This window comes from Rouxiella badensis (assembly GCF_026967515.2).
GTDB classification, from domain to species: domain Bacteria; phylum Pseudomonadota; class Gammaproteobacteria; order Enterobacterales; family Enterobacteriaceae; genus Rouxiella; species Rouxiella badensis.
Window position 1 is genome coordinate 1,727,987 of the sequence record NZ_CP114062.1, and the last position, 26,269, is coordinate 1,754,255.

The window sequence follows — 26,269 nt, forward strand, 5'->3', positions numbered from 1 at the left end:
CTACCATTGAGATACGATCGCGTTCTATGGCTGTGTCCTGCATGCATTTAGCAAAAGAATTCGTTCCCGACTGGAAGCCATACTGCGAGCAACGCTCTCTGTCCTGCTGTAACTGCACATTATGCACTCCACAACCTGATAACAAAGTCACTGCCGCTAAAACGGCTGTCATAACGATGTAAGTCGCCTTCATTTTCTCTTTCCGTCTTCGATGATTTTTAGGAAAAACAAGCGCAGAAAATCAGAGGGTTAACTGGAGATTATTCCGCTAAATCCGCGCTTGTTTTAATGATATAAAGATATAGAGGGGATGGGGCCGATACTATCTGACAAGTACGGAACTGGGGGCGTCTGCCCTGGACCTGCTTTTAAGGTCAAGATCTGGGTTTAGGTCTTTTAGGTCAAAGGCAGGTGCTTCGCACGTGGCGTAGGCCGCGCCGCTTCGCGATTCCCTGCCTCGGTGACGAGACAAACGCGTCTCGTCACGCTTCACCCGTCACAGTCCCGAATCCGCCAACAGTCCTCTTAAACAAAAACCGGCAACCTTGAGGTCAAATCCACGCTCGGTTTAACGACGGGATTTTTTTGTTTTTCTTTGTTGCCTCGGCAACTGCTTAGGGATTATGTCTTCTCTACGGCGGATTCAGGACGGCGCTGAACGGCGGGAGAAAGACGTATTTGGCTTTCGAGCAAAGTGAAGGGACCGCATTGACGTTAACCTTAAAAGCTGGGCAGGCCAGCAGGCCGAGATCAGGCGGTGACCCAAAAAAAACATTTGCAATCAAAAGCCCCTACTCTAAGGGTTGGAACTTCAACGCGCTCAACGGCTGCACCTTGTCTTCGCGTACCATCTTGTAAGAGGTGTTAGGACCCATCCATTTATCCCAAATCTTGTCGATCACCCCCTGGTCGTCCATCGCTTTGAGGCTTTCATTGACCTTGGCCAGCAGCGCTGGCTCGCCCTGCTTCATCCCCACGCCGATGGGCTCAAGCGCCATCGGGAACGAGGTCATCGCCAAGTCGACGCCGCCCTTTTTGGCCTGATCGATCATCTTCACCGCCGTCATGGTGTTAGTCACAAAACCGACCGACTTGTTCTGCTGTAGCGCAAGATAAGCCGACGCAGTATCCTGGAAGGTGATCGCCTTGGCGCCCGCCAGATAAATTGACTGCTCGGAGGTGGTTCCCTTGGTCGCACTGATGCGTTTATCTTTAAAGAAGCTTTTCGGCTGTCCGGCATTCGGCGCCTTGACCACCAGCATCTCTTTAGCAACATAGTAAGGGTCGCTGAACTGAATCTGCGAGGCGCGGGTCTTGGTATAGGCCAGGTTAGCAATCAGCACATCAACGCGACCGGTAGTTAACACCGGAATACGCGCCTCGACCGAGGTCGGCATCAGATTCAACTTCAGGCCCATCTGTTTGGCGAGTGCGCCACAAAGGTCGACATCCATCCCCACCAACTGACGCGTCTGCGGGTCCGGGGATGAAAACGGCGGTACGTCGGAATACACGCCGCAGTTAAGCTGACCGCGCGCCTGAATATCGCTCAGCATATCAGCCTGTGCCGTCAAGGTGCTTAGCGCCAGCGGGCTTATCAATAGAGCCAAAGAAAGACTTTTGAGTTTCATAAGTAACCTACCCCGATAATGTTCAATATTAAGTGACAGCGTCACGAATTTTAAATAAAAATACCGCCTAAAAATGGATTGAAATGCTCTGATAAGGATCAGTGCTGGCGTAAATCGCTCAAGAATCGCTGTGCACGCGCGTGTCCCGGCTGAGTAAAGAATCGCTCCGGCGGCGCTTTTTCAAGGATCTTGCCCTCGTCCATAAACCAAATAGTATCAGCCACTTCACGTGCGAAATTCATCTCATGCGTCACACACATCATCGTCATTCCTTCCTGCGCCAGCCCCCGCATCACGCTCAGCACTTCGCCGACCATTTCAGGGTCGAGCGCGCTGGTCGGTTCGTCAAACAGCATCACCGGGGGTTTCATCGCCAGCGCACGTGCGATAGCAACTCGCTGCTGCTGGCCACCGGAGAGCTGTAAAGGATAGGCATCGGCCTTATGCGCCAGCCCGACGCGTTCGAGCAGCGCCATCGCCTCTTTGCGTGCCTGATAGCGACGCACGCCGAGCACCTTGATGGGTGAAATCATCACGTTTTCCAGCACCGAAATATGCGGGAACAGGTTGAAATTCTGGAACACGAAACCGATGCGGGTACGCAGATGGTTCAACCGCGTGCTGCTGCCGTTGATATCCAGACCTTCAAACAGAATCTGTCCGTCCTGAATCGGCTCCAGCCGGTTAACCGTTCGAATCAGGGTGGATTTCCCTGAACCGGAAGGGCCGCAGACCACCACCACTTCGCCACTGCGGATTTCCGCACTCAAATCAGTCAGAGCCTGGTATTCGCCATACCATTTATTGACCTGGTTAAACATAATAAGCGGGGTCATCTCTGCTCCTTATTGCGTAATTTCAGGGGTTAACGCCGCCGAGGGAGCAACCGCCTGCGCCATTTGATGACGAGTACGTTGCCGGGCGATGCGTTTTTCGAGTCGGTTTGCCAACCAGGTCAGACTAAAACAGACCGCGTAATAGCTAAGCGCCACAATCGCGAACACCTGAAAAGGCTGGGTCAACAGCTGGTTGCTGACCTGATTGGCGGCAAAAGTCAGCTCCTGCACGTTAATCACGTAACCCAGTGTGCTGTCTTTAATGATGGAAACTAGCTGACTGATCAGGCTCGGCAGCATGTTATAAAGCGCCTGCGGCAAGATTATCAGCCGGAAGGTCTTGAGATAACTCATGCCCAGCGCACGCGAGGCCTCGTACTGCCCCGACGGCAGGGCCTGAATCCCCCCGCGCACAATCTCGGCAATATAGGCGCTCTCATAAATCACCAGCGTACAGGCCATGGTCGCAAAACCGTTGATGTCGTGACCCAGCAACATCGGCACGCAGAAGTAGGTCCAAAACACCACCATCATCAGCGGAACGCCGCGAAACACGTACACCCACACTGCCGCCACGCTGCGCACAGTCTTGAACGGCGAAATGCGCGCCATCGCCAGCACAATCCCCAGCGGGAAGGCAAACAGCATGGCAACCACCGACAGCAGCAGCGTATTCGCTAACCCGCCAAGAGAGCCGTGCGGATACTGGCCCACCAGAAACAGCATCCAGTACTGATGAATAATGCTGAAGAAATCAGACATCGCCTCTTACCTCGCCATAGCGCGCTGAAAACGTTTGGCAACCCATGCGCCGCCGCCCATTAACAGCAGTGAGAAAAACAGGTAAACCACCGAGGCCACCATATAAATTTCAAACGTCCTGAAGGTCATGTTTTCGATTTCGCGAGTGACATAGGTCAGTTCAGCGACGCCGATAACCATCGCCAGGCTGGTATTCTTAAACAGCAGCACCGTATGGTTGATGAGCGACGGCAGTGCGTTGCGCATTCCCTGGGGTAAAATGATCAGCCGCATCGATTTGATGTAGCTCATCCCCAACGCCCGCGAGGCCTCAGTCTGTCCGGCCGGGATAGCGCGCAGTCCGCTGCGGATATCCTCCGAGAAGTAGGCCGCCTGACACAGTCCCAGCGCCATCATCGAGAAGATAAACTCGGCGTTCTGATTGTTTATCCAGTCCTGTAGTGCCTCAGGCAGCAGCGTGGGAATGGCGAAATACCACATCATCAGCTGTATCAGCGTAGGGACGTTGCGGTGATAGGAGACATAAACGCTAACCAACGCCACCGCGATACGCTTCTCCGACAGGCGGATAATCACCAGCAGCAGCGCCAGTACCATGGCCAGCAGCCAAGATCCCATCGCCAGCTTGAGCGTCAGCTCGATGCCGGTCACCAACATGTCGCCATACTGGCCCTGCATTACCGCAGCCAGATCAAAACCGTTTTTCACTGCTGCCATTGCGTCCCCCTGTCAGCCAATAATCTAACGCCACGCTTAACCCGCGTCGCCGGGACGCAGCGTGGATAGCCCACCCGGCACCTGTAGCGTGGGGGTAATTTCGATATTGCCGATATTGACCGCGATAGGCATTGCCACGGCGAACGCCACGGTATCAGCGATGTCTTTGGCGGTCGGCAGCTCGAAGCCGTCGATAAACTGCTTTTTCGCCCCTTCTTTGTCGCCGGACACGTTGCCGAAGATGTCGGTGGCCACGCGTCCCGGACAGATTTCGGTTACGCGAACGCGTTTGCCACAGCAGTCCACGCGCAGCTGGCGCGAGAGTGCGTGCACGCCCGCCTTGGTCGCGTGATAAATCGAGTTGCCGCCGAAGTTATAAATTGCCGCAATCGAGGTGATATTGATGATATGCCCACGGTCACGCGCCATCATCCCCGGCACGGTAAGGCGGCAGAGGTGCAGCACGGCGCGCAGGTTGACGTCGACCTGTGCATCGACATACGCCTCTTTAGCGGTGGCAATCGAACCTGGGTGAGAGATGCCCGCATTGTTTACCAGCACGTCAACCTCAATCTCGCTGCACAGGCGGGTCAACGCTGCCACGTCGCTGACGTCAATAACGTGCGGGATACAACCGGTACGTTCGGCCAGGGCCAGCAGCTCACTTTCACGGCGTGCCACGGCGTGTACGGTCAGCCCTTCTTCGCACAGGCGCTCAACAATGGCCTCGCCCATCCCTGCCGATGCGCCGGTCACCAACGCGGTTTTATAATCTGAAAATGGCATAATCATTCCTCTTGAAATTGTGCCGCAGAGGCCCGTAATACGGGACATTGCAGGCTTAAATCGACTGTATCGGGTAATGTCTTTAATGGATAAGACATAAAGGGTGTGTGGTAATAAGGCCATCTTATGAAGCCCAAAGCTACACTTCATCCTATTGTTATTTATCGGAAAAAATCATTCATCCCGCAGCAACTGGCGCGACATCGCTCGAATTTCACAGCCCGGCGTCTGCTCTATCTCGGCCCTTATCCGTTTTGCCAACGCGACTGCGCCCTCGGTATCGCCGTGCAACAGGATGGACGACACGTTGAGAGGGATTTTTTCGCCTTCAATGCTGGTCAATGTCCCCTCGGTCAGCCACTGCCGAATACGCGCACTTATCTGCTCGGCGCCGTGGATAACCGCCCCCGGTAAGGCGCGATTCACCAACATGCCGTTAGCGTGATAGGCTCGATCGGCCAGCAGCGTGCAGGCGACCTTCATCTTCAATTCACGCGCGCAGTGCTCTACGGCATTCCCCGCCGTCGTGCTAATAATCAAGTTCGGGTCAAACGACTGGACCGCACGCAGTAGCGGCATCGCCAGCCCCTCGTCCTCGGCCGCCATGTTGCCCAACGCACCGTGAAAGCTCATGTGGGTCAGCGGATAATCTGCCACCCGTGCGAACCCCGCCAGAGCACCGAGCTGATAAATCACGTACTGCGCCAGCGTTGCGGTGTCAATTTGCATCCGGCGACGGCCAAAACCGAGCAGGTCAGGGAAACCGACGTGTGCCCCCAGATCGATGCCATGTTGTTTAGCGCGCGCGACGCTGGCGGCCATGATGCTCGCGTCACCGGCGTGAAAGCCGCAGGCGATATTGGCGGAGCTAATAATGGACATCAGCGAGGCATCGTCGGCGATACGGTAGTCGCCAAAGCCTTCGCCGAGGTCGGCGTTTAAATCAATGTATCGCATGCTTTCACCTCTTCAATCGGCCGATTTTCTGGCGCTGGACGCAGCATGAATAGCCCTCTTCCGCGCCCGACCGTCTCTCCGCTGGCCACCGCGAGGCGGGTTATTTCCCCCGCCAGTGGACTGCGAACCGGCAGATACAGGTCACCAAACTGCAAGAATCCCAGACAGTCGCCGGCTTCGACCCAGGCCCCCTTGGCGATCGGGGCTTTGTCCTGCATCGGATGCGTCGCCCAAAACTGCCCTTTTTTGGCGGCTTTGATAGCGACCGGTGCGGCCTCTTTAGGGAGCGGCAGGCAACGATATAACTCCTCGTCGGTGCATCGCAGGCGCAGCGAAAAATCCTTACCGCTGATTTCAATATTCCCAAGGCCAGACGCCTGCATTTTTTGCGCTATCTGGCGTATCTCGTTAATCGCTATCATCGTTCACCCTGATTAAGCCCGGTTAAGCTGTTTAATTTGTTTCCGCACCTGCTGGATGTAGTCCTGCTGTGTCTGCCACGCATCGCGCGCCTGCGCAAAATTACACTCCACAAAGCGGATACGGCGACCCGGCGGAATTTGCCCCAGCAGCCAAAGGTCAGCCTCAATCACGGTGGCGAACTTCGGATAGCCACCGCTGGGCTGTGCATCACTCATCTGAATGATTGGCTGGCCGTTGTGCGGCACCTGAATCACGCCGGGCACAATGCCGTGCGAACGCATTTCCATTGTTTCGAGCGCCACCAAAGGTTCGCCCTCCAGACGGTAACCGTAACGGTTGCTCTGCGGCGTGATGCGCCAGTCCTGCTGCCAGAAACGTGCGCGAGACTCGGCGGTATAAGCAAAATGCTCACCGGCGGCCAACACGCGTACCGGTTGAACCTCGGCGTTTAGGTCGGCAAAACGCAGCCACGGCGAGGCAATGCCGAGGTCGGTTTTCACCCTGCGCTGCGGCTCAGCCGCCGCCAGACGATCGCCCTTATGCAGTCCACGACCGTGAAAGCCGCCAAATTCACCGCGCAACTGTGTGCTGCGCGAACCCAGCACTTCGGGCACGTCAATCCCGCCCGGCAGATGCAGATACGCACGTGCGCAATAGCGCGACGCCTTGACGGTCAGAGTTTGTCCGGCCTTGGCCTGCGCCACCCACCAGGGCGGCAGCAGGCGATCGTCGAGCAGAACATCGCCGTCGTTGCCGCTCACCGCAAAGGCACAATCTTCAAGAAAGCGTACCCGAAAAGGAAACAGCGGGATCTCAATCGCCGCCGCTCCCGGCGCATTGCCTAACAGCAGATTGCCGAGCTGGAGCGCCAGAGAGTCCATCGCCCCCGCACGCCCTACGCCGTAGTTGAGACAACCTTCGCGCCCCAGATCCTGAACGCTGGTCAGTGCGGTCGTTTTTTCAATTTCAATCATGACAGCACCTTCTGTATGCGAAATTGCACGCTGTCGCCGGGGCGAAGCGTCACCGGCGGAGTGGCGGTCGCATCAAAAAAGACAAATTCGGTGTGGCCAATCGTGTTCCAGCCGCTCGGCCCGGCAGAAGCAGAAACACCGGTCTGTACGCCGCCAATCGACACCGCACCGCCCGGAATACTCAACACCGGCGTTTGGCGGCGCGGTGTGGCAATCGACGGGTCCATCCCACCCAGATAGCAGTAGCCGGGATGGCTGCCGAGCGCATAAACCGGGTACAGCGGCTCGGCGTGACGCCGCACTATCTCGGCAATACTCAGCCCGGTGTGCTGGGCAACGTCGCACAGATGCGGGCCGTACTCACCGCCGTAATACACCGGTAGCTCAACCACGCGCCCCTGCAAAGTCTGGGTCTCACCGCGCTGCCACTCGGCGAGCAGCGCGTCGTAAAACGGCTCAAGCGCCTGCGGCGGCTGGTGAAAGGTGAGCATCAGGTTGTTCATTCCCGGCACCGCCTCTGCGACCAGCGACCACTGCTGCACCTGATTCGACAGCGCCCAGATACGCTGCTGGTTTTCGAGCCCCAGCGCACCGGGCGCCTCGAACAGCATCGCGCGAGTGCCCAATGCGCTCACGACCGGTTCTTTTGAGGTTTCTATAGACATCATGGGTTTTCCGCTCCGTGCCGTTATCAGGACAGTGAAGCCAGTCCTCGCTTCAGTCGTTCGAGGCCTTCGGCGATCAGCTCTTTGCTGGCGGCGTAAGACAGGCGGATATGCGACTCACCGGCTGCACCAAACTCGCTGCCCGGACGCACCGCAATACCGAAACCGCGTAGGATACCGACCATCTCCACAGACGAGACAGGCGCTGAATAGGATGGGAAACAGTAGAAAGCCCCTTCGGGATTGCTGAGAGTCAGGCCGGGAATGGCATTCAGACCGGCAATCATCAGTTCACGACGTTCGGCGTAGACTTTATGCATCTCGCGCACGTCCTGAGCGCACTCTTCGATAGCGGTCAGCGCCGCGTACTGTACGGCGGTATTGACTGAGCTGTTCACCGAGTTGTGTACGCGCGCAGCGGCGGCGATCATCCTGGCCGGTCCCGCCAGATAGCCGATGCGCCAGCCGGTCATGGCATAGCTTTTGGAGAAGGTTTGGCAATACAGCGTGCGGCCACGGAAGCTTTCAACCTCCAGCGCAGAGGTGAATGGCTGGTCGGTAAACACCAAATCGCTGTAGGCTTCATCGGCAACCACCAGCGTATCGCTGGCTTTCACAATCTCGCCCAGCGCCTCAATCTCTTCGCGGGTGTGAACGATGCCGGTCGGGTTGCTCGGGTTGCAGAACACGAACAGCCGCGCGCCCTGCATTGCCTGCTCCAGCGCCGCGAGGTCCCAATGCAGGTTCTCCTTGCAAGGTACAGGCACGCAGACGCCGCCGGCCATGTTGACCAGGTCGGCATAAAGGGAATAGGTAGGGTCGGGAATGACCACCCGGTCACCGGGATTAACTATCGACAGGATAGCCGCAGACAGACCACCGGTGCCGCCGTGGGTGACCAGAATTTCACCGGGGCCGACTTCAGCGCCCGACTGGGCAGAGACTAATTTTGCCAGCGCCAACAGCAGCGGTTTTTCCCCTAGCTGCGGCGAATAGTGGGTCAACCCGTTGGCCAATGCGTCGGCGGCAGCCTTGATGATGCGCGGCGGGGTAGCAAAGTCCGGCTCCCCCACGGCCAAAGAAACCATTTCTGGCGTCGTGGCGGGCTGCTGAACGCGCAACGAGGTTCTTTCGATACGAAGTACCGCTTCTGCGGCCGTAAAATCTACAATTTCATCCTGCTGTGAACGCATTGGGTCAACCCTCAAGTCTACTCATCTGATAGTAACGGCCACTGTATCCTGTCGTTTTCTCAGCCTGAAAGAGGGTTTCCCTGTGAGGTAATAAGCGTCTCTTATTAATGAATCGGCACTCAGTGAACCAGCATCAGTGGCCGGTTATCCTGCGTTCGCTTCACCATCAACGACAGCAAAATGTCTTTTACCGCCTGCGCCGGAGGCGACAGGGAAAGGTGGTCCGACATACAGAACGACAGCGGTGCCTGAATGCCCGGCGACGCGATGCGCGACAGCCAGACTCCCGGCTGGGCGGCCATCGCCCGCGCGGCAGACTCAGGCAGAATGGTGACACCCAGCCCATTGAGCACCGCAGCGTTGAGAGTCGACGGCGATTCGATTTCGGCGATGATATTCACCTTCAGCTTCTCGCGTTGCAGCGTTTCGTCAACCAGTCTGCGCACCACGTTATAAGGACGCGGCATAAAGAGGTCACGTTTAACGACATCGACAAGTTCGATGGTCGGCTCCGGCGTCGGGACTCGCGCCGAACCGACCAAAAACAGGTCCTCTTTCATAAGCGGGATGAATGACAGTCCGTGTACCGGCCTATCGCCGTAGATAACCGCCATGTCCATGCGCCCGTTCATAATTTGCTCACTCATCGGCGAACCAAAATTCTCGTTGAGATACAGCACGATGCCAGGATGCTGAGCCTTGACGGCCTGAATCAGTGGCATCGCCAGCAGCGACGCGGCGGTAGAGGGCGCGAGACCGACGGAAACCTGGCCGCCGAGCGAGCAACCGGCGTTGTCTACCGCGCTTTGCGCCTGCTCACACTGGCGCAGAATGGTTTGCGCATGGCTATAAAGAATTTTACCTGCTTCGGTCGGCGTGACGCCGCGCTTAGTGCGGATGAGCAACTGCTGATCAAGCTCTCCCTCCAGCGCCGCCAGCTGCTGGCTCAGTGCCGGTTGAGCAATGTGCAGCACCTCGGCGGCCTGCGTCAGGCTGCCGATATCCACGATTTTTACGTAATACTTTAAACGTCTGAGATTCATGACCGACCTCGATTTTTCTGAGTACTGATTTCAATAAAGCAAGATTCAGGCCATAAGCTTTGTAAACTTGAACATCTACAGGTCATAAGCAATACCAATGGATTAACCGGGGGTGAATTAACCTTAAGAACCCGCCATAATCGTTTAATCAAAGCGTTATAAAACGATTTCGCACCGCGATGGTGCATATTCGCTATATTTAGGATTAACCCCCCGCAGGTATTGGAGCAACATATGACCCGCCGCATAAAACGTCAGTACAAGGCCTTTCGCGATGACATCCGTGATTTACAAACCCGCAGACCGGTTCCTGGCCCCGAACTTGAGCACCTTGACCCCTTCCTGTTTCTGAACCATCACGGTCCTCAGGTTTATGCCCCGGATAATCTGGGTCTCCCCTTTGGCCCGCACCCGCACCGGGGCTTCGAAACCGTGACCTTTATTCTGCGCGGCGAGCTGGCGCACAAGGATACCGGCGGCCATGAGAGCATCATTGGTCCGGGCGGCGTGCAGTGGATGACCGCAGGGTCGGGTCTGATTCACTCCGAGCTTTCACCAGAATCTTTCCAGCGTCAGGGCGGCGAACTGGAGATTCTGCAACTGTGGGTCAATCTGCCTTCACGGCTGAAAATGACCGCGCCAAGCTACGTTGGGTTGCAGGCGGCCGACATTCCGCAGATCCCGCTAAGCCATGGAGAAGGCTCGGTGAGTCTTATTTCGGGGGAAGTGGCGGGCGTAACGGGGCCGATTAAAACGCTGACCGGCGTCACTATGATGACGGTGCAACTCGCGGCGGGCAGCAAGGTCACCCTGAAGGCTCCGGCCGCGCGCGAGGTGTTTTTATATACCGTGAAAGGTCGACTGCAAATCGGTGACCAGCAGGCTCAAAGCTGGCATTTGATTGAGCTGGATGATTCCGACGACAGCGTAACGATTGAAGCGATTGAAGACGCGGTATTACTGTTTGGTCACGCCGACAAAATCCGCGAACCAATTGTTTCGCACGGGCCGTTCGTGATGAACACCGCGCAGGAAATCAACGAGGCCATTCTGGACTATCAGGCCGGCAGGTTTAACGTCAAACTCGACGGCTAGAAAATTACGCGTCTGCCTCTCGTTAACGGAAGGCAGACGCGCAGTGATGACTTTCCCGCCCTTCCCCTCAGGTTCTGATCCGCAGCATCGCCTCAAGCTTATCGGCAATTTTTGTCACTACATAAGCAATCACCATATAGAACACCACGGCAATCAGGAACGCTTCGAGGTAATAGAAGTTCAGCGCCGCCGTCAGTTGAGCCTGAGCAAAAATGTCCACCACTTCTATCGCAAACGCCAGCGACAACGCCTTCATGATAACCATAAAAGAGTTCGCCAAATCCGGGATAGCGGCAATGATCACCTGCGGAAACAGCACCCGGCGAAACAGTTGGCCGCTGCTGTAACCCAGCGAGTTGGCGGCGTCAGACTGACCCGAATCAAAGGAGTTCAACGCCCCCTTCACCACCTCGGCCTGAAACGCCGCCACGCAGGCGGTGAGCGCCACAATAATAATCGCCCAGTTTGGCAAGGTGTTGGGATTGAATTTTATTCCGAACAGCGACGCGGTAAAGGCCAGCGCCGTCGGCAGCCCGTAGTAGGCGAGAAAAATCATCACCACCATCGGGATACCTTTGAAGGCAACCTTGTACGCCACCACCAGCTCGCGCAATACCGGAATACGACGGTATTCAACCAGTGCAAAAAGACCGCCCACCAGCGTCGAAAAAATAAAAATGGTGAACGCCATCGCGAGCGTAGCGGGTACAGCGTCCAGAATGCTCCAGAAGTCCGGGATCAGAACGTCGATATCAAACATAGTTAATCACCTTTTCTCTGTCAGATGCTCGCGCTGAGCTTGATCTTGGTCGGTGCCGTTTTCGAGGTGTACTTTGAGAAACGCAGCTCAAAGAAACGCACGATAAGCCAGGCAATCAGGCACAGCAGCGAGTAGATAACGCCCAACACCAGATAAGTGCCAAACTGATACTGGTTATAGGAGCGTTCCATGATCAGGTGCGCGGTCGCCATCACGTCGGCAGCACCGATATACATTACCAATGCCACGTTATGAATCAGATAGATGACGGCGTTGCCGTAGCCGGGTAACCCGATGTGCAGCGCCTGCGGACCGGCGATGCGCACGATTTTCTGCCGCAGGGTATAGCCCATACTGTCAGCCGCGTCATGCTGACCCCGCTCAACCGCCAGGTACGCCGGTCGCATCACCTCAGACAAATAACCGCCGTGATACAGGCTAAGCCCAACCATTGAGGCCAGGGTCGGAGAAATATCAACCTTGATACCGAACAGGCCGAGCAGCATTGGCAGTCCGTAAAATGCCACGAAAAGCTGTAGAACCACCGGCACGCTGCGGGCGTATGAAACGTAGAGGTCAGCCAATGGGCTCAGACCCCACACCCGACGTACCCGCAGGGTCGTGGCCAGCAACGCCAGCAAAAAGCCGGCGGCCAGCGCGACAAACATAATCGCTAACGTCAGCGGCAGAGCCGAGAGTAGCTCGGGAATCATGGTGGAAAGATCCACGTTTAAACACTCCTAAATCCAGTTTCAGCCTTGACCACTGACGTCAGAACCCTCGTTGCGGGCGTGCGCCTTACTTGATGTATTTAACAACGTCTTCGCCGAACCATTTCTGCGACAGCTTGCTCATCGTGCCGTCATCTCTCAGTTCTTTGAGCGCCTTATTCACGTCATCCGCCAGCGCTTTGTTCTCGTCAGAGCGGTGTATAAGGATGTAGGTGTTATTGATGGCAACCGGTTCGCTGGTTTTAATATCGAGTTTCAGGTTATCGATAACGGTCTGCTCACCCAGATTTGACGGCAACACCAGCGCGTCATATTTGCCGCCCTGCACCTCTTTCAGGCGATCCGGATACGGAACACCGGCGCTGGAGGCGCTGATATTCAGCTTATAACCCGGATTTTCCTGCTGCCATTGGTTAACAAACTTGAAAACGCCACCGCCTGCGGTCACCGGCACAATGTTCTTGCCGACCAGGTCTTTCATGTCGTTGATATTGCTGTCTTTACGGCTGTAAATTTTCATCAGGCTCGCCCCTTCCGGATTGGATGGGATCAGAAACTGCTTGTTGCGCGCCGGTGCCATATAAAAGCCGCTGGTCGCCATGTCATATTTACCGGTCGCGAGTCCGGTCTCCTGAGCAATTTCTGCGGCGCCTTCCATAACAAACTTGTACTGCGGCAGTTTAGCATTAATGGCTCGCAGCAGGTCGGGCTCATAGCCCTGCGGCTCGACGCCGATAGCGCCCCAGGAAAGCGGTTTCGATTCGGCCGCCGTGGCGACTTTAATCGTTCTGACCGCCGTATCGGCGTGGCTGACGGTGGACACAGCAAGCGCTAATCCGCCCAGCACGGAGAGGCTCATACGACGGTAAAGGCTTGATTTGATTGCAGGCATCTATTGTTATCCTTTTATTATGAGAATGAGTGTTCAGAACGGAGAAACTGTGCGAGCCGTGGATTCGATGGATTATCGAAAATTTCGCTCGGGCTGCCTTCTGCGGCCACGACGCCTTTATCCATAAAGACGATACGATTCGAGACGCTTTTGGCGAACTGCATCTCGTGAGTCACGAGCAGTGAAGTTATCCCGGACGAGGTCACGTCCTTAATCACCTTGAGCACCTCGCCCACCAGCTCTGGGTCGAGCGACGACGTGGGTTCGTCAAACAGGATAACGTCCGGTCGTACCGCCAGCGCGCGGGCGATGCCGGTGCGCTGGAGCTGTCCGCCGGAAAGCTGTGACGGATAGTGGTCAATTTTGGCCGACAGCCCGACGCGTTCCAGCTCTTCCAGGGCAATTTTGCGCGCTTCGTCCGCCGATTTGCGCTGCACCACGACCAAGGGATCCATCACATTCTGAATCACCGTCATATTCTTGAAGACGTTAAACTGCTGGAACACCATGGCGGTACGCAAGCGAATCGCCTGCACTGCGCGCTTGTCTACCGACTGATAACTCATGCGAATATCGTCAAAGGCGATGCTGCCGGAGGAAGGCTTAGCCAGATAATTGATGCAGCGCAATAGCGTAGTTTTGCCGGTTCCGCTCGGGCCGATAATTGACACCACGTCACCGCGTTTTACCGAAAGGTTTACGCCGTTAAGAATCTGCGAGCTGCCATAGGAAAGCTTTATATTTTCAAGTTCAAGCATTGAGGATTAGTTCCTTTCGAGTGCGTTGACGTCGTAGCGCATCATTTGCCGCTGTCGGCATGCCCCAGAACGTGCATCAGGCGGTTTGCCCAGCCAAAGATTGAGATAGCGTGGATCAGGTCAATAATCTCGTGCTCGTCCAACCCTACGGCGCGCAGTGCCGCAACGTCTTCCGGCGTCGCCTCTGACGGCACCGCCGAAAGTCGACGGGCAAAGCGATAAATAGCCGCATCGCGCTCACCGAGGAGCGCAGGCTGGTCAAAATAGAGCGCGCTCACCACGTCATCGCTCTTGGCCAAATTGGCGTGGCGACGCGCGTGAACCACCGCGCAGAACTTGCAGCCGTTGACTATCGATGCGCCCAACGCGCCCAGCTCTCTGTCCTGATGCGCAAGGCCGCCTTCAACGTACATAATGGCGTTAAACAGCACGGTGCGCGCAACATAGCTCTCGGGATCGTGTGCCAGCGTGCGCACGTATTCAGAGATCTTTTTGTTCGACGGCGTCACCTGCATCGCCGCTAACTGTGCCGGCGAGGCCTCTGCCACTTCCAAAGGAGGAAGATAGGGATGCCAGGTCAGGGGTTTCAGGCTAACGGAAGGGATCATGCGGACCTCATCAGACGTAGACCGGTAGCAACCTTGGACTGGAAATTAACGAAGGCGATCAGCTCAGAAAGCGCGACAATCTGCGGCGTGCTCAGTCCGACCGCGGTCAGGCGCGTGATATCACTCTCCACTGCCTCGCTCGGGGTGAGCGTAATCTTGTCGGCATGGCGGGCGAGTGTTGCCAGCGGCTCGGCGTGCGGCGTTTCCCCTGCCGCTAACGCCAGCAGTTCAGGCGCTGGCGTCAGGGCATCAAGCTGTGCGCGATATTGTTCGACCAACGCGCTATCGGCGTTCAGCGCCGCGATGCGCAGCGCCAGGGCAAGGCGTAAATCAGCATCCAGCCCCTGATTATTGTCCGGTTGAAGCACCGACAGGCGGCATATCTCCGCGCCCTCAACAAATTCTGGGCGAAACCTTCTAGCGCTGAAAAGTGTGTCGTCCGGTGAAAGACCGGCGGCCTGGTCTACTGCATCGATCACAGTGCGTTATCCTTGTTGAGTAAAGGGGTTGAATCCACCCATTCATCGCCCTGCAATTCTGGCGTGCTGTAGGCAACCAGATTGGCGAAATGGCTGTCGACGTCTTCGGCAAACAGCGAGGCAGTGATGCCACGCACCAGACGATCGGCTCCGGCGCTGACCGCCGGGATATCACCTGAAACCTTGCCGTGCGTCAGCATCGCGGCATCGTTGAAACAGTGTATGTGCGCCAGTATCGGGCAGGTGCCGGGCTCTCGCTCACGAAACTCAAACGCCGGTCCAAGGTCTGGCGACGCGAGCATTCCCTCACGCGCTGCGCCCATTTCCGGGGTATAGCGGCCGTCGGACCAGCTGCGAATAAAGGGAGCGATTGCCGCAAACTCCGGACGACCGTCAAAGTCATTGGTGAAGCCGGTTGCTGCAATCAGGAAGTCGTAGCGCAGCAGGCCCTGCGTAGTTTCAATCAGCAGTTCTCCGCCCTGTTCTTTCACCGCAACAATGCCGCAATCGAGCAGGAAACGCGCGTTGGCGTGCCGAGAAACGCGCAGCGTCGAGGCGCGCGGCGGCGGGGTCTGCGTGGAGGCGGTATAGTCGACAAACTTCCATTTCCAGGCATCCGGCAGCTGATACATGCCGTGCACCACGCCCTGACTGCCAATGCCGGTCATCTTGTTAATGCGCGGCATCTCTTTTCTGCGGATAAGCAGGTCAACCGAGGCCGCGCCGGTTTCGAGCGCCGTGGCAGCGTTGTCCATCGACGACGCGCCCGCACCGATAACCGCCACGCGTTTCCCCGCCAGCGAGGAGAAATCAACCTCGTCGGCGGAGTGCGCCCAATACTGACGGTCAACTTCTTTCAGGAAATCGGGAACGGCGAAACCGCCCAGTCCAGAGCGACCGGTGGCGAGCACCAGACGCCGCGTATAGACGCGTCCTGTTTCAGCACCTTCAAGATCGAGCGCAATCAGAGAGCCTGCGGTACGGATACCGGTCATGCGTACGTTGTTGCGCACCGGTAAATCCAGCACCTGGCGATACCAGACCAGATACTCCATCCACTGATTTTTGGGAATTTTGTCGAGCGATTCCCAGGCCTCCGCGCCCCACTGGGCGGTAAACCACGCGCGGAACGTGAGTTGTGGCAGTCCGAGTGCCGGGCCGTGCAGGCTTTTCGGCGATCGCAGCGTTTCCATACGCGCAAACGTCACCCATGGGCCTTCAAGCCCTGCGGGGGCGGCGTCATAGGCAACGACGTTATTAATCCCGCCCAGCACCAGCCTGGCCGTGGCGGCTAGTCCGCACATTCCCGCACCGATCACCACCACGTCGCGAACGGCAGCGCCCTCGTAGGTCCGCTCGGGCACCCAGGATTTGGCCGGCAGCTCCAGCAAAGACAGGTCTTCCGCCAGACGCTTTTCCAGCGCCTCTAATCCGGATCTGTTATCAACCTGTGCGGACATATTCAAAACCCCTGGTTGTTGGCGAAGAGAGAAGAAATACTTATAATCAATTATGCTAAAAACGCATTATGATTCAGTTTGTATGCGTATTCTTAATACTAATTAATAATTAGCTTATTCCAAAAAAGCAATTAAAATTGGCGCTAATAAAAATAAGGATTGAAGGATGCCGAAAATGACCTCACTCAACGATCTGGATTTACGCCAGCTGGAGGCCTTCTCTGCGGTTATCTCATCCGGCAGCGTGACGGCAGCCGCCAAGGTGTTGCAGCGTTCGCAACCCGCCGTCACCCGACTGATTCAAGATTTGGAAACCGCCATCGGTTATCCACTTTTTTTACGCAACGGGCCGCGCATTCATCCCACGGAGCAGGCGTTACGACTGCACGAATACGTCGAGACAGCGCTCATGTCGCTGCAACAAATTCGTCTGCGGGCCAATGAAATCTGGAAAGAAGAAAAAACGCCGCTGCTGATAACCGCTACGCCCTCGATGTCCTCGGGACTGCTACCGGCGGCGCTCGCGCGGGTAAATCTCGACGATTCGGTGCAAATTCTCAGCGACTCCGCCGAGCAAACGGCGCACGCCATTATTACCGGCAAGGCCGAATTAGGGATAAGTAGCCTGCCGCTAGAGCATCAGGGGGTTCAGGTTCAATGGATTGGTCAATCGCGCTGCGTGTTAGCGCTCAAAGAAGACGATCCGCTGGCGCAAAAGAGCCTGGTATCACTGGGTGATTTGACGTCGCGTAAGCTGATTACACCCTATAACCCGTATCGCCTTCGTCGGCGCTATGAACAGGTTTTGCGTAAGGCCAAGGTTAAGCCAGCGGGGGTGATTGAGACCAACTCGTCGGTCAATATTCTGGCCTGTATTCGTGCTGGATTAGGAGTAGCGATAATGGAACCGGTTACGGCCTACGGTTTGCCGCTTGCCGGAGTGGTGATTAGAGAGCTGGACGTGGAAATCCCCTACTATTTCGGCGTCACGACGCCTCAGTCAAAACCGCCGCGCCCAAGCGTACTCGCGTTGGTTGAGGCATTGAAGCAGGCGGCGGCAAGCATGTTGCCAGAGTTTACCTGCCTCGACGCCGATGCCCACTCCCGCGTTATGCAGTCGCTGCATCAGGAAAAATAACGCGGAGCCACGGCATGCGCTTATTCTAAAAGCTGTGCAACCATGCCGCCTTTGTCAAAGTATCTGACCTTGGCCATGGCCCCGTTGACCAGCGAAAGCTGCGGCGGAACGTGGCCGATATCAACATCGTAGAGCACCGGAATCGATAAATCGCCGAGCGCCGATTCCAGCGCATCATGATAGTTCTGCAAAGTAGGGTCGGTCACCGCCGGTGCCGCGCTTCTGCCAAACAACACGCCTGCAACGCCGTCAAACCAGCCGTGCATTTTCAGACTCAACAGCGTGCGGGTTAATTCGCACGGTGCCATCTCTGCATTTTCAAAATAGAGGATGACGCCGTCCTGCTTATGCTGCTCGCAAAATTTTGGCACATCACCAAATCGAGTGCCCGCCAGTCGAGAAATGGTTTCGATGCAGCCACCGATTAAACGCCCCTTAAACTCCATCGGCAACGTGCTGCCATCGAGGCGCTTCCACTCGGTTTTATGGGTCAGGTTAAATCCGGCGTCTGGCTGTTCACGCCAGTCACTCCCCTCGGTTTGATAAGCCGGAGAGGAAAACTGCTCAACGACCTCACCGCGCTCCCCCTCCAAAATCAACCAGATGGCTTCCGTGGTGACATCCCGCTCTTTGGAGCCTAGCTCCATTAGATTTGGGCCGTGCAGGGTCGCCCACCCACAAATAAGGGTCAGTGGGAAATGCAGCGTGCTAAGGTCAGAAAATCCAGAAAACCATTTAGGTTTAACCTGCGCCAGCCCCTCAAAATCGATTAATTCGAGCAGCTCCATCGCCAGCTCACCGCCCCACGGCGGCATCACGGCGTTTATTTCCGCATTAAGAAGAAAATCACTCAATTCCGCGGCACGCAACGTCCGTACCGCGCTTTTATTTTTATTGACCGCCCGCAAACATTGACCTTCAAGTACCCGATACTTTCTGATTTTTAGCACATCAATAGCCAGATCGAGACGGGTATGCAGTGACGCCGGTACCCCCATTGAAGGTGCTGTGATAGCAATGACATCATCAGGGCAAAGTTTCTTTGGAAAGCGAATGGTCATCTAATGAATCCTTATCAGTGACGGAGTTTCTGACACTCTATTCTATTTTGCCTCTATGCCGAAATCCTTCAATAACGCGATCAATACACTTCCTGCCCAATCATCATTCGATGGCCATCGGGCGTCGCGACGGTGAATTCACGCATGCCGTGCGGCCTGTCCGTCGGGGGCTGGAGAATAATGGCCCCGTTGGCGGTAAATTCATCATAAAGCGCGTCAACGTCGTCGACGTTCAGGTAGCCAAAATAACTGTGATCGCCGGTTGCAGAGGGCCTGATAGCCTCCGGGCAATGGCCCAGCATGATGCGCACACCGCCGCGCTGAACCTGCTGCCATCCGCCGCCTTCAGGCCATGCCAGAGAAAATCCCAACGCATCCCGAAAGTAGGCCACGCTGGTCTTCAAGTCTGGAACAGCCAGCACGAATGAAAAAGATTGAAGACTGGCGGTGGACGTCGTCGTCATAGTGTTAGCCTCAGAGGAGTAAAATTTATTTAACCTAAAGACGCGTCCCTTAATGCAAACTCATTCATTTTTATGCGTGATTTGTGGCTCACAGCGTACCGGGAAGTTGAGCGAATTGGCGATATAGCATAATTCGTGAGCTGTATGGTGCAGGGACAGCGCCAGCTCAATATTGTTACCGGCGGCCACTGTAATTTGCGGTTTGAGAACAATGGATTCAAAACGGCCGGTTTTATCTTCGACCATGGTGCCTTCTGCCTGGTCAAGATAGGTTTGTACCACAATTCCCGCTTCGGCACACAGGTGTAAATACCAAAGTTTATGGCAGGCTGAGACCGATGCCACCAGCAAGTCTTCTGGATTCCATTTTTTGGCATCGCCTAAAAATGCCGGGTCTGAGGAACCTGCAATCTCGGGTTTTGAGGACGCCTGAATAACATAATCGCGGTCGTAGGCCTTATACGATGCCGTGCCCTTTCCCTTGTTACCCGTCCATTTAACCGAAACCTGATAGTGATGTTCACGACGTGCCATGTTTCCTGCTCCTTTACGAAAATTAACGGAATTTTTGGAGTGCCTTAGAGACGCGTCAATCGAGTCTGATTGTCGGCCACTTCAAAATGGTATACCATTATTCCAAAATTTAGGAGCATTTATTAATGCAGACAAAACTCGACTCAACGGCAGACCTGGTAGCCGCCTCTCTTCGAAAGATGATCAACAGCGGTGAACTGGCAGAAGGCGCAAGACTGGTCGAACGCGACCTTGCCTCACAATTTGATGTGAGCCGAATCCCCCTGCGCGAGGCGATTCAACAACTGGTCCGCGAGGGCATTGTCGAGACTCAGCGCAATCGTGGTGCGGTGGTCAAAACCCTAACTGCCGAGGACGTAAACGAGATTTATAGCCTGAGAGTCTTGGTCGAGGGCGACGCGATTTATCAGAGTGTCGCCAATATGGACGCCGAAGCGCTGGCGAGAGCGGAATTGACTCACAGGCTGCTTGAGAAAGCCACCACGCCACAAAAACAGGGCGAGCTGAACCGCGAGTTTCATCAAATTCTTTATCGCGGATGCCGCAATGCCAGACAACTGCGGCTCATAGCAGAATTATGCGCGCAGATAGAAAGGTACGAACGCCTGCAACTTCGGCTTTTAGAAGATACCCCTGCGTTTCAACACGAACATAATGCCATTTTGCAGGCCTGCAAAAACGGCGACCCGGCGCTGGCGCGTGAAGCCACGGTGAGACATATCGAGTCCGCAAAACTGATTGTTCTCGGCATCCTCGCCGACAGGCAGGATTGAGCCAACCTTTCTGACCTTGAGTTTCTTCGAGGTGCGATTTGAAGGCCTCAATTAAATTGACGCCGGTGGCCGCACGCGCCATTTTGGCAGCGCCTTGGTTAATTGCTTTTCAGCAAAAAAATATCTGACAAGGAATGAATAAATAATCCCTTGAGGTTAATCATCGCCCACGTCAGTTTTGGTGGTTAACGCAATAACCGCGCTGATGACGGTAAACAGGGCTATTATCCAGGCCATCGTCCAGGGCGTGCCATCGTGCATCAGCGCGAGCAATAATGATGAGACGATCCCACTGCCGTACTGCAAGGCGCCCATTAATGCCGACGCAGATCCTGCAATATTAGGCACCGCGTCGAGCGCGGCCGCGGCTGACGTCGCCGCTATCACGCCGTTCATAGAGAAAAACACCAGAACAGCGGCCGCAATAAGAAAAATGCCGCCTACCTGGAGTTTTACCCCAAAAGCCAGCACCAGCGCGGCGATGGCGGCCCCAGAAACTGCGCACTTAAGCAGCCACTCAAGTGAGTGACGTTGTACCAGCCGACGGTTAATCATACTCATTGCCATCAGTCCGACAATATTGAGCGCAAAAAGCCAGCCGTAATACTGCGGCTTTACGCCGAAAAATGAGATATAGACAAAAGGTGAATCGGTGATAAAGGCGTAGGCGGCGGCATAATAGGCGCTGAGACATAAGGTAAAACGCATGTATCGGCTATTTGTCAGTAAGGCGTAGTAATTATGAACAGCCCCACAAAAGGAGGCCTTGACCCGTTTCTCTTCGGGCAAGGTTTCCGGTAAGCCGTTTAACGCCATGAACATGAGTGCGCCAATGACGACCAGCAGCCAAAAAATTGCACGCCAAGAGCTCATTTCAATCATTTGCCCACCCAATAGCGGTCCAACGATAGGCGCGATAGCCATGATTACCATCAATGTAGAGAGCATCTGCGCCGCCCGAGTTCGGCTAAACAGGTCGCGGATCATGGCCCTCCCAAGCATAGGGCCGGTACAGGCACCTAACGCCTGAAAAACGCGCCAAAACACAATCTGTGAAATGTCTTTAGAAAGTGCACAGCCCGCAGAGCCGATAATAAACAGCGCTATTCCGACAAAGAGCGGTTTACGACGACCAAAATGATCGCTGATGGGTCCCCAGATAAGCTGGGCAATACAGAAACCGATTAAAAAACCAGTGATGGTTAATTCAACATCGCCCTGTAAGTCTTTGGCCATCAGAGGCATAGCAGGCAGGTAAATATCGGTGGATAACGAGGTGAAAGCCATTAATGCGCTGAGGATAAAAACAAATGCCAGTCCAGAGGTTTTCACAGTATGACGGTGTATTTTCATCGGAGAGGGGGTCATTACGCGTCTTCTCGCTATTGATAAGGAGATGCATTTTATCGACATTTAATCGATGAATAATCAGGTTTAAATCCATAGGGTTTATGAGCTGCCCTCATAAGCAGTAGCGATTTCCTAATGGACGGCGGCGTGACGGCGGAATAGGGGTTTGGTAACGACGCAGCGCGCTAAGGCCACTTGGCGCTGAAAACGTAAACGGGCGCTGCCTGCCTTGATGAGGCGGTAATATCCCGGCTTTTGGCCACAGTCTTGATGCAGATGCCGTCATTTCACCTTAAGGAATGCTATCCTGTTCTTTTATGATGAAATTTTACTGGAGAACTCCCTGCACAAAACACCGCTGCCAGGGGTCGACGCTATGACCTATATTTATCTTTTTATCGCCATTATCTCTGAAGTGATCGCCACCAGCTCGTTAAAAGCCTCTGAAGGATTCACTCGCTTATACCCCTCCGTCGCGGTGGTAGTCGGCTATATTATTTCGTTCATCCTGCTGTCCCTGGTGCTGAAGTCGATGCCGGTGGGTATTGCCTATGCTATTTGGGCCGGAATGGGCATTGTGCTGGTCGCCTGCGCCGGCTTTATCTTCTTTGGCCAAAAACTGGATGCTTATGCCATTGGAGGCATGGTAATGATTGTCGCAGGCGTGCTGATGATTAATCTGCTGTCCAAAACGGCAGGACACTAAGCGCCAGCCCGCCTCTGGGAACGCTTATTCGGCGCCCAATCCGGCCTCGACGTGCTTAACAAACAGCTTTACGCTCTGGTTCTTAATTTTTTTGTGCCAGCATAGTGAAAGCTGCGTCACTGCCTGAGCGTCATCGATTTCCCGATAAACGACGTCTTGTATCAACAGGGAACGCTGTGAGTCGGGAACCACCGCAATACCCATCCCCATTGCCACCAGTGCAATAGCCACGTTGACTTCCTTGGTCAGGTGCGTATTGTGCGGCAAAAGTCCCTTGCGCTGGAAGATATTATACACCGCGCCACCCAGCCCCACGCCCATCGGGTCGTCTTGCAAAATAAGCGGCTCGTTGGCCAAATCCTCCACGCTGATACGCTTTTTGCTCGCCAACGGATGATGCGCAGGCAACACGACGTACAGTTTGTTTTTGACCAGGTCCAGCAGCGCCAGATCCCGAAAAACCGGCAGCGGTTTTCGCACTAAAGCCAGGTCCAGTTGACCCTGCTGGAGAAGCAGCAGCTGGCGATTAACGTCACTTTCAACGGGAATAATATCGATATCGGCACAGCGGCGGCGAAACTCGCGGATAATGTTCATCACCGTTGGGTCGAGCACGGACGTCCCCACATATCCCAGCCTTAACACCCCTTTGTAACCGGCCGCCAAACGTTTGGCGGTCTTCTCCAGCAGTTCAAGCTGATTTACCGCATGCTGGACATCGCCAAGAAGCACCTTTCCTTCCATCGTCAGGCTGACGCTGCGCTGGTTTCTCTCGAACAGTCGGATGCCTAAATCTTTTTCCAATGCCTTGATATGGTTGCTTAAAGCAGGCTGTGTCAGGTTCACTTCCGCTGCGGCTCTGGCAAAGTGCAGCGTCTCCGCGAGCACCGTAAACGATTTGAGTTTTCGAAGGTCCATGCTCCCTCCTCGGTGATAAGGTTTCGTTATTAATAATGCCAGATTATTGATTAGATTTTTATTATCGCGAAAGCATAATTGAAGAATAGATTTTATCCGAGAGTGTTTTAACCCATTCGAATAAATAGATATCCCTATTTCACGGAACTGGAGTCAAACCTATGTCAGAGAAAAAGACTACCCCACCAGGCGTAGAAGTTTACGACCTGCGTTCGGCCATCGAATTGTTGAAAACCTACGACGACGAGTACATCGAAACCAACGAGCCCGTTGACCCCGCCGCAGAGCTTTCCGGGGTTTATCGTTACGTGGGTGCCGGGGGTACCGTTATGCGTCCGACCCGCACCGGTCCGGCGATGGTTTTTAATAAGGTTAAAGGTTACGACGACGTTCGCGTTCTGATTGGTCTGCTGGCCTCTCGCCAGCGTGTGGCACGCCTGCTCGGTGCACCAAAGGAAGACCTGGGCCATCTGCTGCGCAACTCGGTTAAACATGCGATTCCACCGGTCGTTATCTCCAATGACAACGTTCCTTGTCAGGAAGTGGTGCACCTGGCCACGGATCCAGGCTTTGATCTGCGCACCCTGCTCCCGGCGCCCACCAACACCCCTGAAGATGCGGGTCCGTACTTCACCATGGGGATGTGCTATGCGGCAGACCCGGAAACCGGTGAGCACGACGTAACCATTCACCGCCTGTGCGTGCAGGGCAAAGATGAAATTTCGATGTACTTCGTGCCGGGCCGTCACCTCGACCAGTTCAGAATCAAGGCCGAAGAAGCCGGTAAGGCGCTGCCGATCACCATCAGTATTGGCGTCGATCCGGCTATCGAGATTGGTGCCTGCTTCGAGCCACCGACAACGCCGCTGGGTTATGACGAACTGGCGATTGCCGGGGGTCTGCGTGGTCGCGCCGTTGAACTGGTGAAAGGCGTGGCGGTCGACGCATTAGGTATCGCCAACGCAGAGATAGTTATCGAGGGTGAACTGGTACCGAACTATCGCGTTCAGGAAGACCAGCACACGCATACCGGCAAAGCGATGCCTGAATTCCCCGGCTATACCGGCGAAGCCAAAGCGGCGGTACCGGTTATTAAGGTGAAAGCGATTACCCATCGCAAACACCCTATCCTGCAAACCTGCATCGGACCGAGCGATGAGCACACCAATCTGGCAGGTATTCCTACCGAAGCCAGTATTCTGGACATGGTTGAGCGTGCGATGCCAGGACTGGTTAAAAACGTACACTGCCCGTCACCGGGCACCGGTAAATACGTTGCCGTGCTACAGGTAGGAAAACGTGGCCCGCAGGACGAAGGCCGCCATCGTCAGGCTGCGCTGCTGGCATTCTCCGCCTTCTCCGAGCTGAAACACGTGTTCCTGGTGGATGACGATGTAGACATCTTCGACCTGTCCGACGTGATGTGGGCAATGACGACTCGTTATCAGGGTGATGTGGACACCATCTTTATCCCCGGTGTGCGCTGCCATCCGCTCGATCCCTCACAGGATCCGGCCTTCAGCCCAAGCATTGCCGATCACGGTATTACCTGTAAGACGATTTATGACTGCACCGTGCCCTATGCGCTCAAACACAACTTCCAGCGTTCGCAGTTCCTCGAGGTTGACGTTACGCGCTTTATTCCCGACTTTAAGATGTAATCATTGGCTGAAACAATCACCCCCTCCCGATGAGGGGGGTTAGGACTGATAATAAAAACCCCCTCACGGGAGGGGGATTTGCTTCAGCGGCGGTAAAAACAACCCGTTGTCAGAGGTCGGCCAGCGCCTGACGCAGGTTCACCTCATTGCCCGACTGTTCTTCCAGCTCCAGTTGCGCTTCAAGGTCGTGCAGATGTTCAATCATTACCGTAACCGCCCGCGCGTTTTCCCCCGCTTCTAGCGCATCGACAATCGCCTGATGCTCATCGGACTGGCAGGAAGGCACGTCGTTACGCTGATACAGTGCAACGATTAATGAACTACGAACCATCAGATTAGCTAATACTTCGCTCAACACTTCATTACCACAGATTTCACCGAGCACCAGATGAAATTCGCTGAGTTCGCGCACAATAGCGCGACGGTCGGTTGAGTTGGTGGCCTCACGTTCTTTACACAGATGAGTCGTCACGCGGTGACGGTGACGGCGCATCATTTCCGGGGTAATCACCTCGACAATAGCGCGTTCGATAGCGCGACGAGCGATGAAAATCTCACGCGCCTCTTTTGCCGTAGGCTGTGCCACCATCGCGCCACGGTTCGGCTCAATGGTCACAATGCGCTGCATGGCAAGACGCTGCAAAGCCACCTGAACGTGATTGCGGTTGGCGTTTAACGCTTCAACAATTTGCGCCTCGATAAGACGAGCACCCGGGCGCAAACGATGCTGAGCAATCGCTTTTGAAAGGACATCTACGATGCGCTTTACTTCCTGTTGTTTAGCCGTAGTTGTGTTATTGCTCATTGCTTCCTCAATGTATCAAACATACTGCAGTAGACGATTCTATGTGCAGCCCTGTCTTTTGTGCAAGCGATTGGGCAGTTCTCCAGCAA

29 protein-coding genes are annotated in these 26,269 nt (G+C 55.1%); 5 read left to right on the forward strand and 24 right to left on the reverse strand.

All coding sequences use genetic code 11. The annotated features are described in order from the left end of the window. Positions 1 to 791: 791 nt before the first annotated feature. The 11 genes from O1V65_RS08085 to nac form a co-directional block, all read right to left on the reverse strand. Positions 792 to 1,631, reverse strand: a complete 840-nt coding sequence (locus O1V65_RS08085; protein ID WP_017490791.1) for an ABC transporter substrate-binding protein — start codon at positions 1,629 to 1,631, stop codon at positions 792 to 794. A gap of 98 nt (positions 1,632 to 1,729) precedes the next feature. After that, positions 1,730 to 2,467: an amino acid ABC transporter ATP-binding protein gene (locus tag O1V65_RS08090; protein ID WP_017490790.1), complete on the reverse strand. Its 738-nt coding sequence runs from the start codon at positions 2,465 to 2,467 to the stop codon at positions 1,730 to 1,732. Between the two features lie 9 nt (positions 2,468 to 2,476). After that, positions 2,477 to 3,229 carry an amino acid ABC transporter permease gene (locus O1V65_RS08095; RefSeq protein ID WP_192503670.1) on the reverse strand — a complete coding sequence of 251 codons (753 nt, stop codon included), beginning with the start codon at positions 3,227 to 3,229 and terminating at the stop codon, positions 2,477 to 2,479. 6 nt (positions 3,230 to 3,235) lie between these two features. After that, positions 3,236 to 3,946 (reverse strand): amino acid ABC transporter permease, encoded by a 711-nt coding sequence (locus O1V65_RS08100; RefSeq protein ID WP_017490788.1) that lies wholly within the window; start codon positions 3,944 to 3,946, stop codon positions 3,236 to 3,238. 36 nt (positions 3,947 to 3,982) lie between these two features. Beyond that, entirely contained in the window at positions 3,983 to 4,732 is a 750-nt protein-coding gene (locus O1V65_RS08105) for an SDR family oxidoreductase (protein WP_017490787.1), read from the reverse strand. Positions 4,733 to 4,906: 174 nt separating this feature from the next. Further along, positions 4,907 to 5,689, reverse strand: a complete 783-nt coding sequence (locus tag O1V65_RS08110) for a LamB/YcsF family protein (RefSeq protein ID WP_084912056.1) — start codon at positions 5,687 to 5,689, stop codon at positions 4,907 to 4,909. Continuing rightward, the gene (locus O1V65_RS08115; RefSeq protein ID WP_017493307.1) at positions 5,671 to 6,111 is read right to left on the reverse strand and encodes a hypothetical protein; all 441 of its coding nucleotides are present in this window, start codon (positions 6,109 to 6,111) and stop codon (positions 5,671 to 5,673) included. The genes O1V65_RS08110 and O1V65_RS08115 overlap by 19 nt, the downstream gene beginning before the upstream one ends. 12 nt (positions 6,112 to 6,123) lie before the next feature. Continuing rightward, positions 6,124 to 7,086, reverse strand: coding sequence for a 5-oxoprolinase subunit C family protein (locus O1V65_RS08120; protein ID WP_084912057.1), 963 nt, complete (start codon positions 7,084 to 7,086; stop codon positions 6,124 to 6,126). Then, complete coding sequence (gene pxpB / locus O1V65_RS08125; RefSeq protein ID WP_017493309.1) at positions 7,083 to 7,754, reverse strand: 5-oxoprolinase subunit PxpB; 672 nt, start codon at positions 7,752 to 7,754, stop codon at positions 7,083 to 7,085. Before pxpB ends, O1V65_RS08120 begins: the two co-directional genes overlap by 4 nt. Positions 7,755 to 7,777: 23 nt before the next feature. Beyond that, positions 7,778 to 8,944, reverse strand: coding sequence for a pyridoxal phosphate-dependent aminotransferase (locus O1V65_RS08130; RefSeq protein WP_017493310.1), 1,167 nt, complete (start codon positions 8,942 to 8,944; stop codon positions 7,778 to 7,780). A 119-nt stretch (positions 8,945 to 9,063) separates the two neighbouring features. Continuing rightward, entirely contained in the window at positions 9,064 to 9,987 is a 924-nt protein-coding gene (gene nac / locus O1V65_RS08135) for a nitrogen assimilation transcriptional regulator NAC (protein ID WP_269130402.1), read from the reverse strand. Between the two features lie 234 nt (positions 9,988 to 10,221). Between nac and O1V65_RS08140 the strand changes: the two genes are divergently transcribed. Continuing rightward, positions 10,222 to 11,082, forward strand: a complete 861-nt coding sequence (locus O1V65_RS08140; RefSeq protein WP_269130403.1) for a pirin family protein — start codon at positions 10,222 to 10,224, stop codon at positions 11,080 to 11,082. Positions 11,083 to 11,149: 67 nt separating this feature from the next. Here the strand turns inward: O1V65_RS08140 and O1V65_RS08145 are convergent, their stop codons facing one another. From O1V65_RS08145 to O1V65_RS08175, 7 genes are all read right to left on the reverse strand, one after another. After that, positions 11,150 to 11,842, reverse strand: coding sequence for an amino acid ABC transporter permease (locus O1V65_RS08145; RefSeq protein ID WP_017493313.1), 693 nt, complete (start codon positions 11,840 to 11,842; stop codon positions 11,150 to 11,152). A 20-nt stretch (positions 11,843 to 11,862) separates the two neighbouring features. After that, the gene (locus O1V65_RS08150) at positions 11,863 to 12,555 is read right to left on the reverse strand and encodes an ABC transporter permease subunit (RefSeq protein WP_017493314.1); all 693 of its coding nucleotides are present in this window, start codon (positions 12,553 to 12,555) and stop codon (positions 11,863 to 11,865) included. Between the two features lie 85 nt (positions 12,556 to 12,640). Next, positions 12,641 to 13,432 (reverse strand): transporter substrate-binding domain-containing protein, encoded by a 792-nt coding sequence (locus O1V65_RS08155; protein WP_416362489.1) that lies wholly within the window; start codon positions 13,430 to 13,432, stop codon positions 12,641 to 12,643. Between the two features lie 50 nt (positions 13,433 to 13,482). Beyond that, positions 13,483 to 14,223 (reverse strand): amino acid ABC transporter ATP-binding protein, encoded by a 741-nt coding sequence (locus O1V65_RS08160; RefSeq protein WP_017493316.1) that lies wholly within the window; start codon positions 14,221 to 14,223, stop codon positions 13,483 to 13,485. A 41-nt stretch (positions 14,224 to 14,264) separates the two neighbouring features. Beyond that, the gene (locus O1V65_RS08165) at positions 14,265 to 14,831 is read right to left on the reverse strand and encodes a peroxidase-related enzyme (protein WP_017493317.1); all 567 of its coding nucleotides are present in this window, start codon (positions 14,829 to 14,831) and stop codon (positions 14,265 to 14,267) included. Further along, the gene (locus tag O1V65_RS08170) at positions 14,828 to 15,310 is read right to left on the reverse strand and encodes a carboxymuconolactone decarboxylase family protein (RefSeq protein WP_269130404.1); all 483 of its coding nucleotides are present in this window, start codon (positions 15,308 to 15,310) and stop codon (positions 14,828 to 14,830) included. Before O1V65_RS08170 ends, O1V65_RS08165 begins: the two co-directional genes overlap by 4 nt. Beyond that, positions 15,307 to 16,770, reverse strand: a complete 1,464-nt coding sequence (locus O1V65_RS08175; RefSeq protein ID WP_017493319.1) for an NAD(P)-binding domain-containing protein — start codon at positions 16,768 to 16,770, stop codon at positions 15,307 to 15,309. Before O1V65_RS08175 ends, O1V65_RS08170 begins: the two co-directional genes overlap by 4 nt. Before the next feature lie 175 nt (positions 16,771 to 16,945). Here O1V65_RS08175 and O1V65_RS08180 point away from each other — a divergent pair, with 175 nt between their 5' ends. Continuing rightward, positions 16,946 to 17,908, forward strand: a complete 963-nt coding sequence (locus O1V65_RS08180; protein WP_269130521.1) for a LysR family transcriptional regulator — start codon at positions 16,946 to 16,948, stop codon at positions 17,906 to 17,908. 20 nt (positions 17,909 to 17,928) lie between these two features. Here O1V65_RS08180 and O1V65_RS08185 read toward each other — a convergent pair whose 3' ends face one another. The 3 genes from O1V65_RS08185 to O1V65_RS08195 form a co-directional block, all read right to left on the reverse strand. Next, a complete protein-coding gene (locus O1V65_RS08185) occupies positions 17,929 to 18,969 on the reverse strand; it encodes a S66 family peptidase (RefSeq protein WP_269130405.1) in 1,041 nt (346 codons plus the stop codon). A gap of 80 nt (positions 18,970 to 19,049) precedes the next feature. Beyond that, a complete protein-coding gene (locus tag O1V65_RS08190) occupies positions 19,050 to 19,433 on the reverse strand; it encodes a VOC family protein (protein ID WP_017493322.1) in 384 nt (127 codons plus the stop codon). A 60-nt stretch (positions 19,434 to 19,493) separates the two neighbouring features. Continuing rightward, a complete protein-coding gene (locus tag O1V65_RS08195; RefSeq protein ID WP_017493323.1) occupies positions 19,494 to 19,967 on the reverse strand; it encodes an OsmC family protein in 474 nt (157 codons plus the stop codon). 125 nt (positions 19,968 to 20,092) lie between these two features. On the opposite strand from O1V65_RS08195, the gene O1V65_RS08200 reads away from it, so the two are divergent. After that, complete coding sequence (locus O1V65_RS08200; protein WP_017493324.1) at positions 20,093 to 20,740, forward strand: GntR family transcriptional regulator; 648 nt, start codon at positions 20,093 to 20,095, stop codon at positions 20,738 to 20,740. A gap of 156 nt (positions 20,741 to 20,896) precedes the next feature. On the opposite strand, the gene O1V65_RS08205 is transcribed toward O1V65_RS08200, so the two are convergent. After that, the gene (locus tag O1V65_RS08205) at positions 20,897 to 22,108 is read right to left on the reverse strand and encodes a multidrug effflux MFS transporter (RefSeq protein WP_038328244.1); all 1,212 of its coding nucleotides are present in this window, start codon (positions 22,106 to 22,108) and stop codon (positions 20,897 to 20,899) included. 358 nt (positions 22,109 to 22,466) lie between these two features. On the opposite strand from O1V65_RS08205, the gene O1V65_RS08210 reads away from it, so the two are divergent. Further along, a complete protein-coding gene (locus tag O1V65_RS08210) occupies positions 22,467 to 22,796 on the forward strand; it encodes a DMT family transporter (protein WP_017493326.1) in 330 nt (109 codons plus the stop codon). 24 nt (positions 22,797 to 22,820) lie between these two features. On the opposite strand, the gene O1V65_RS08215 is transcribed toward O1V65_RS08210, so the two are convergent. Continuing rightward, the gene (locus O1V65_RS08215; protein WP_017493327.1) at positions 22,821 to 23,714 is read right to left on the reverse strand and encodes a LysR family transcriptional regulator; all 894 of its coding nucleotides are present in this window, start codon (positions 23,712 to 23,714) and stop codon (positions 22,821 to 22,823) included. A gap of 161 nt (positions 23,715 to 23,875) precedes the next feature. Here O1V65_RS08215 and O1V65_RS08220 point away from each other — a divergent pair, with 161 nt between their 5' ends. After that, positions 23,876 to 25,375, forward strand: a complete 1,500-nt coding sequence (locus tag O1V65_RS08220; protein WP_017493328.1) for a UbiD family decarboxylase — start codon at positions 23,876 to 23,878, stop codon at positions 25,373 to 25,375. A gap of 109 nt (positions 25,376 to 25,484) precedes the next feature. Here the strand turns inward: O1V65_RS08220 and O1V65_RS08225 are convergent, their stop codons facing one another. Continuing rightward, entirely contained in the window at positions 25,485 to 26,180 is a 696-nt protein-coding gene (locus O1V65_RS08225; RefSeq protein ID WP_017493136.1) for a GntR family transcriptional regulator, read from the reverse strand. Positions 26,181 to 26,269 lie beyond the last annotated feature (89 nt).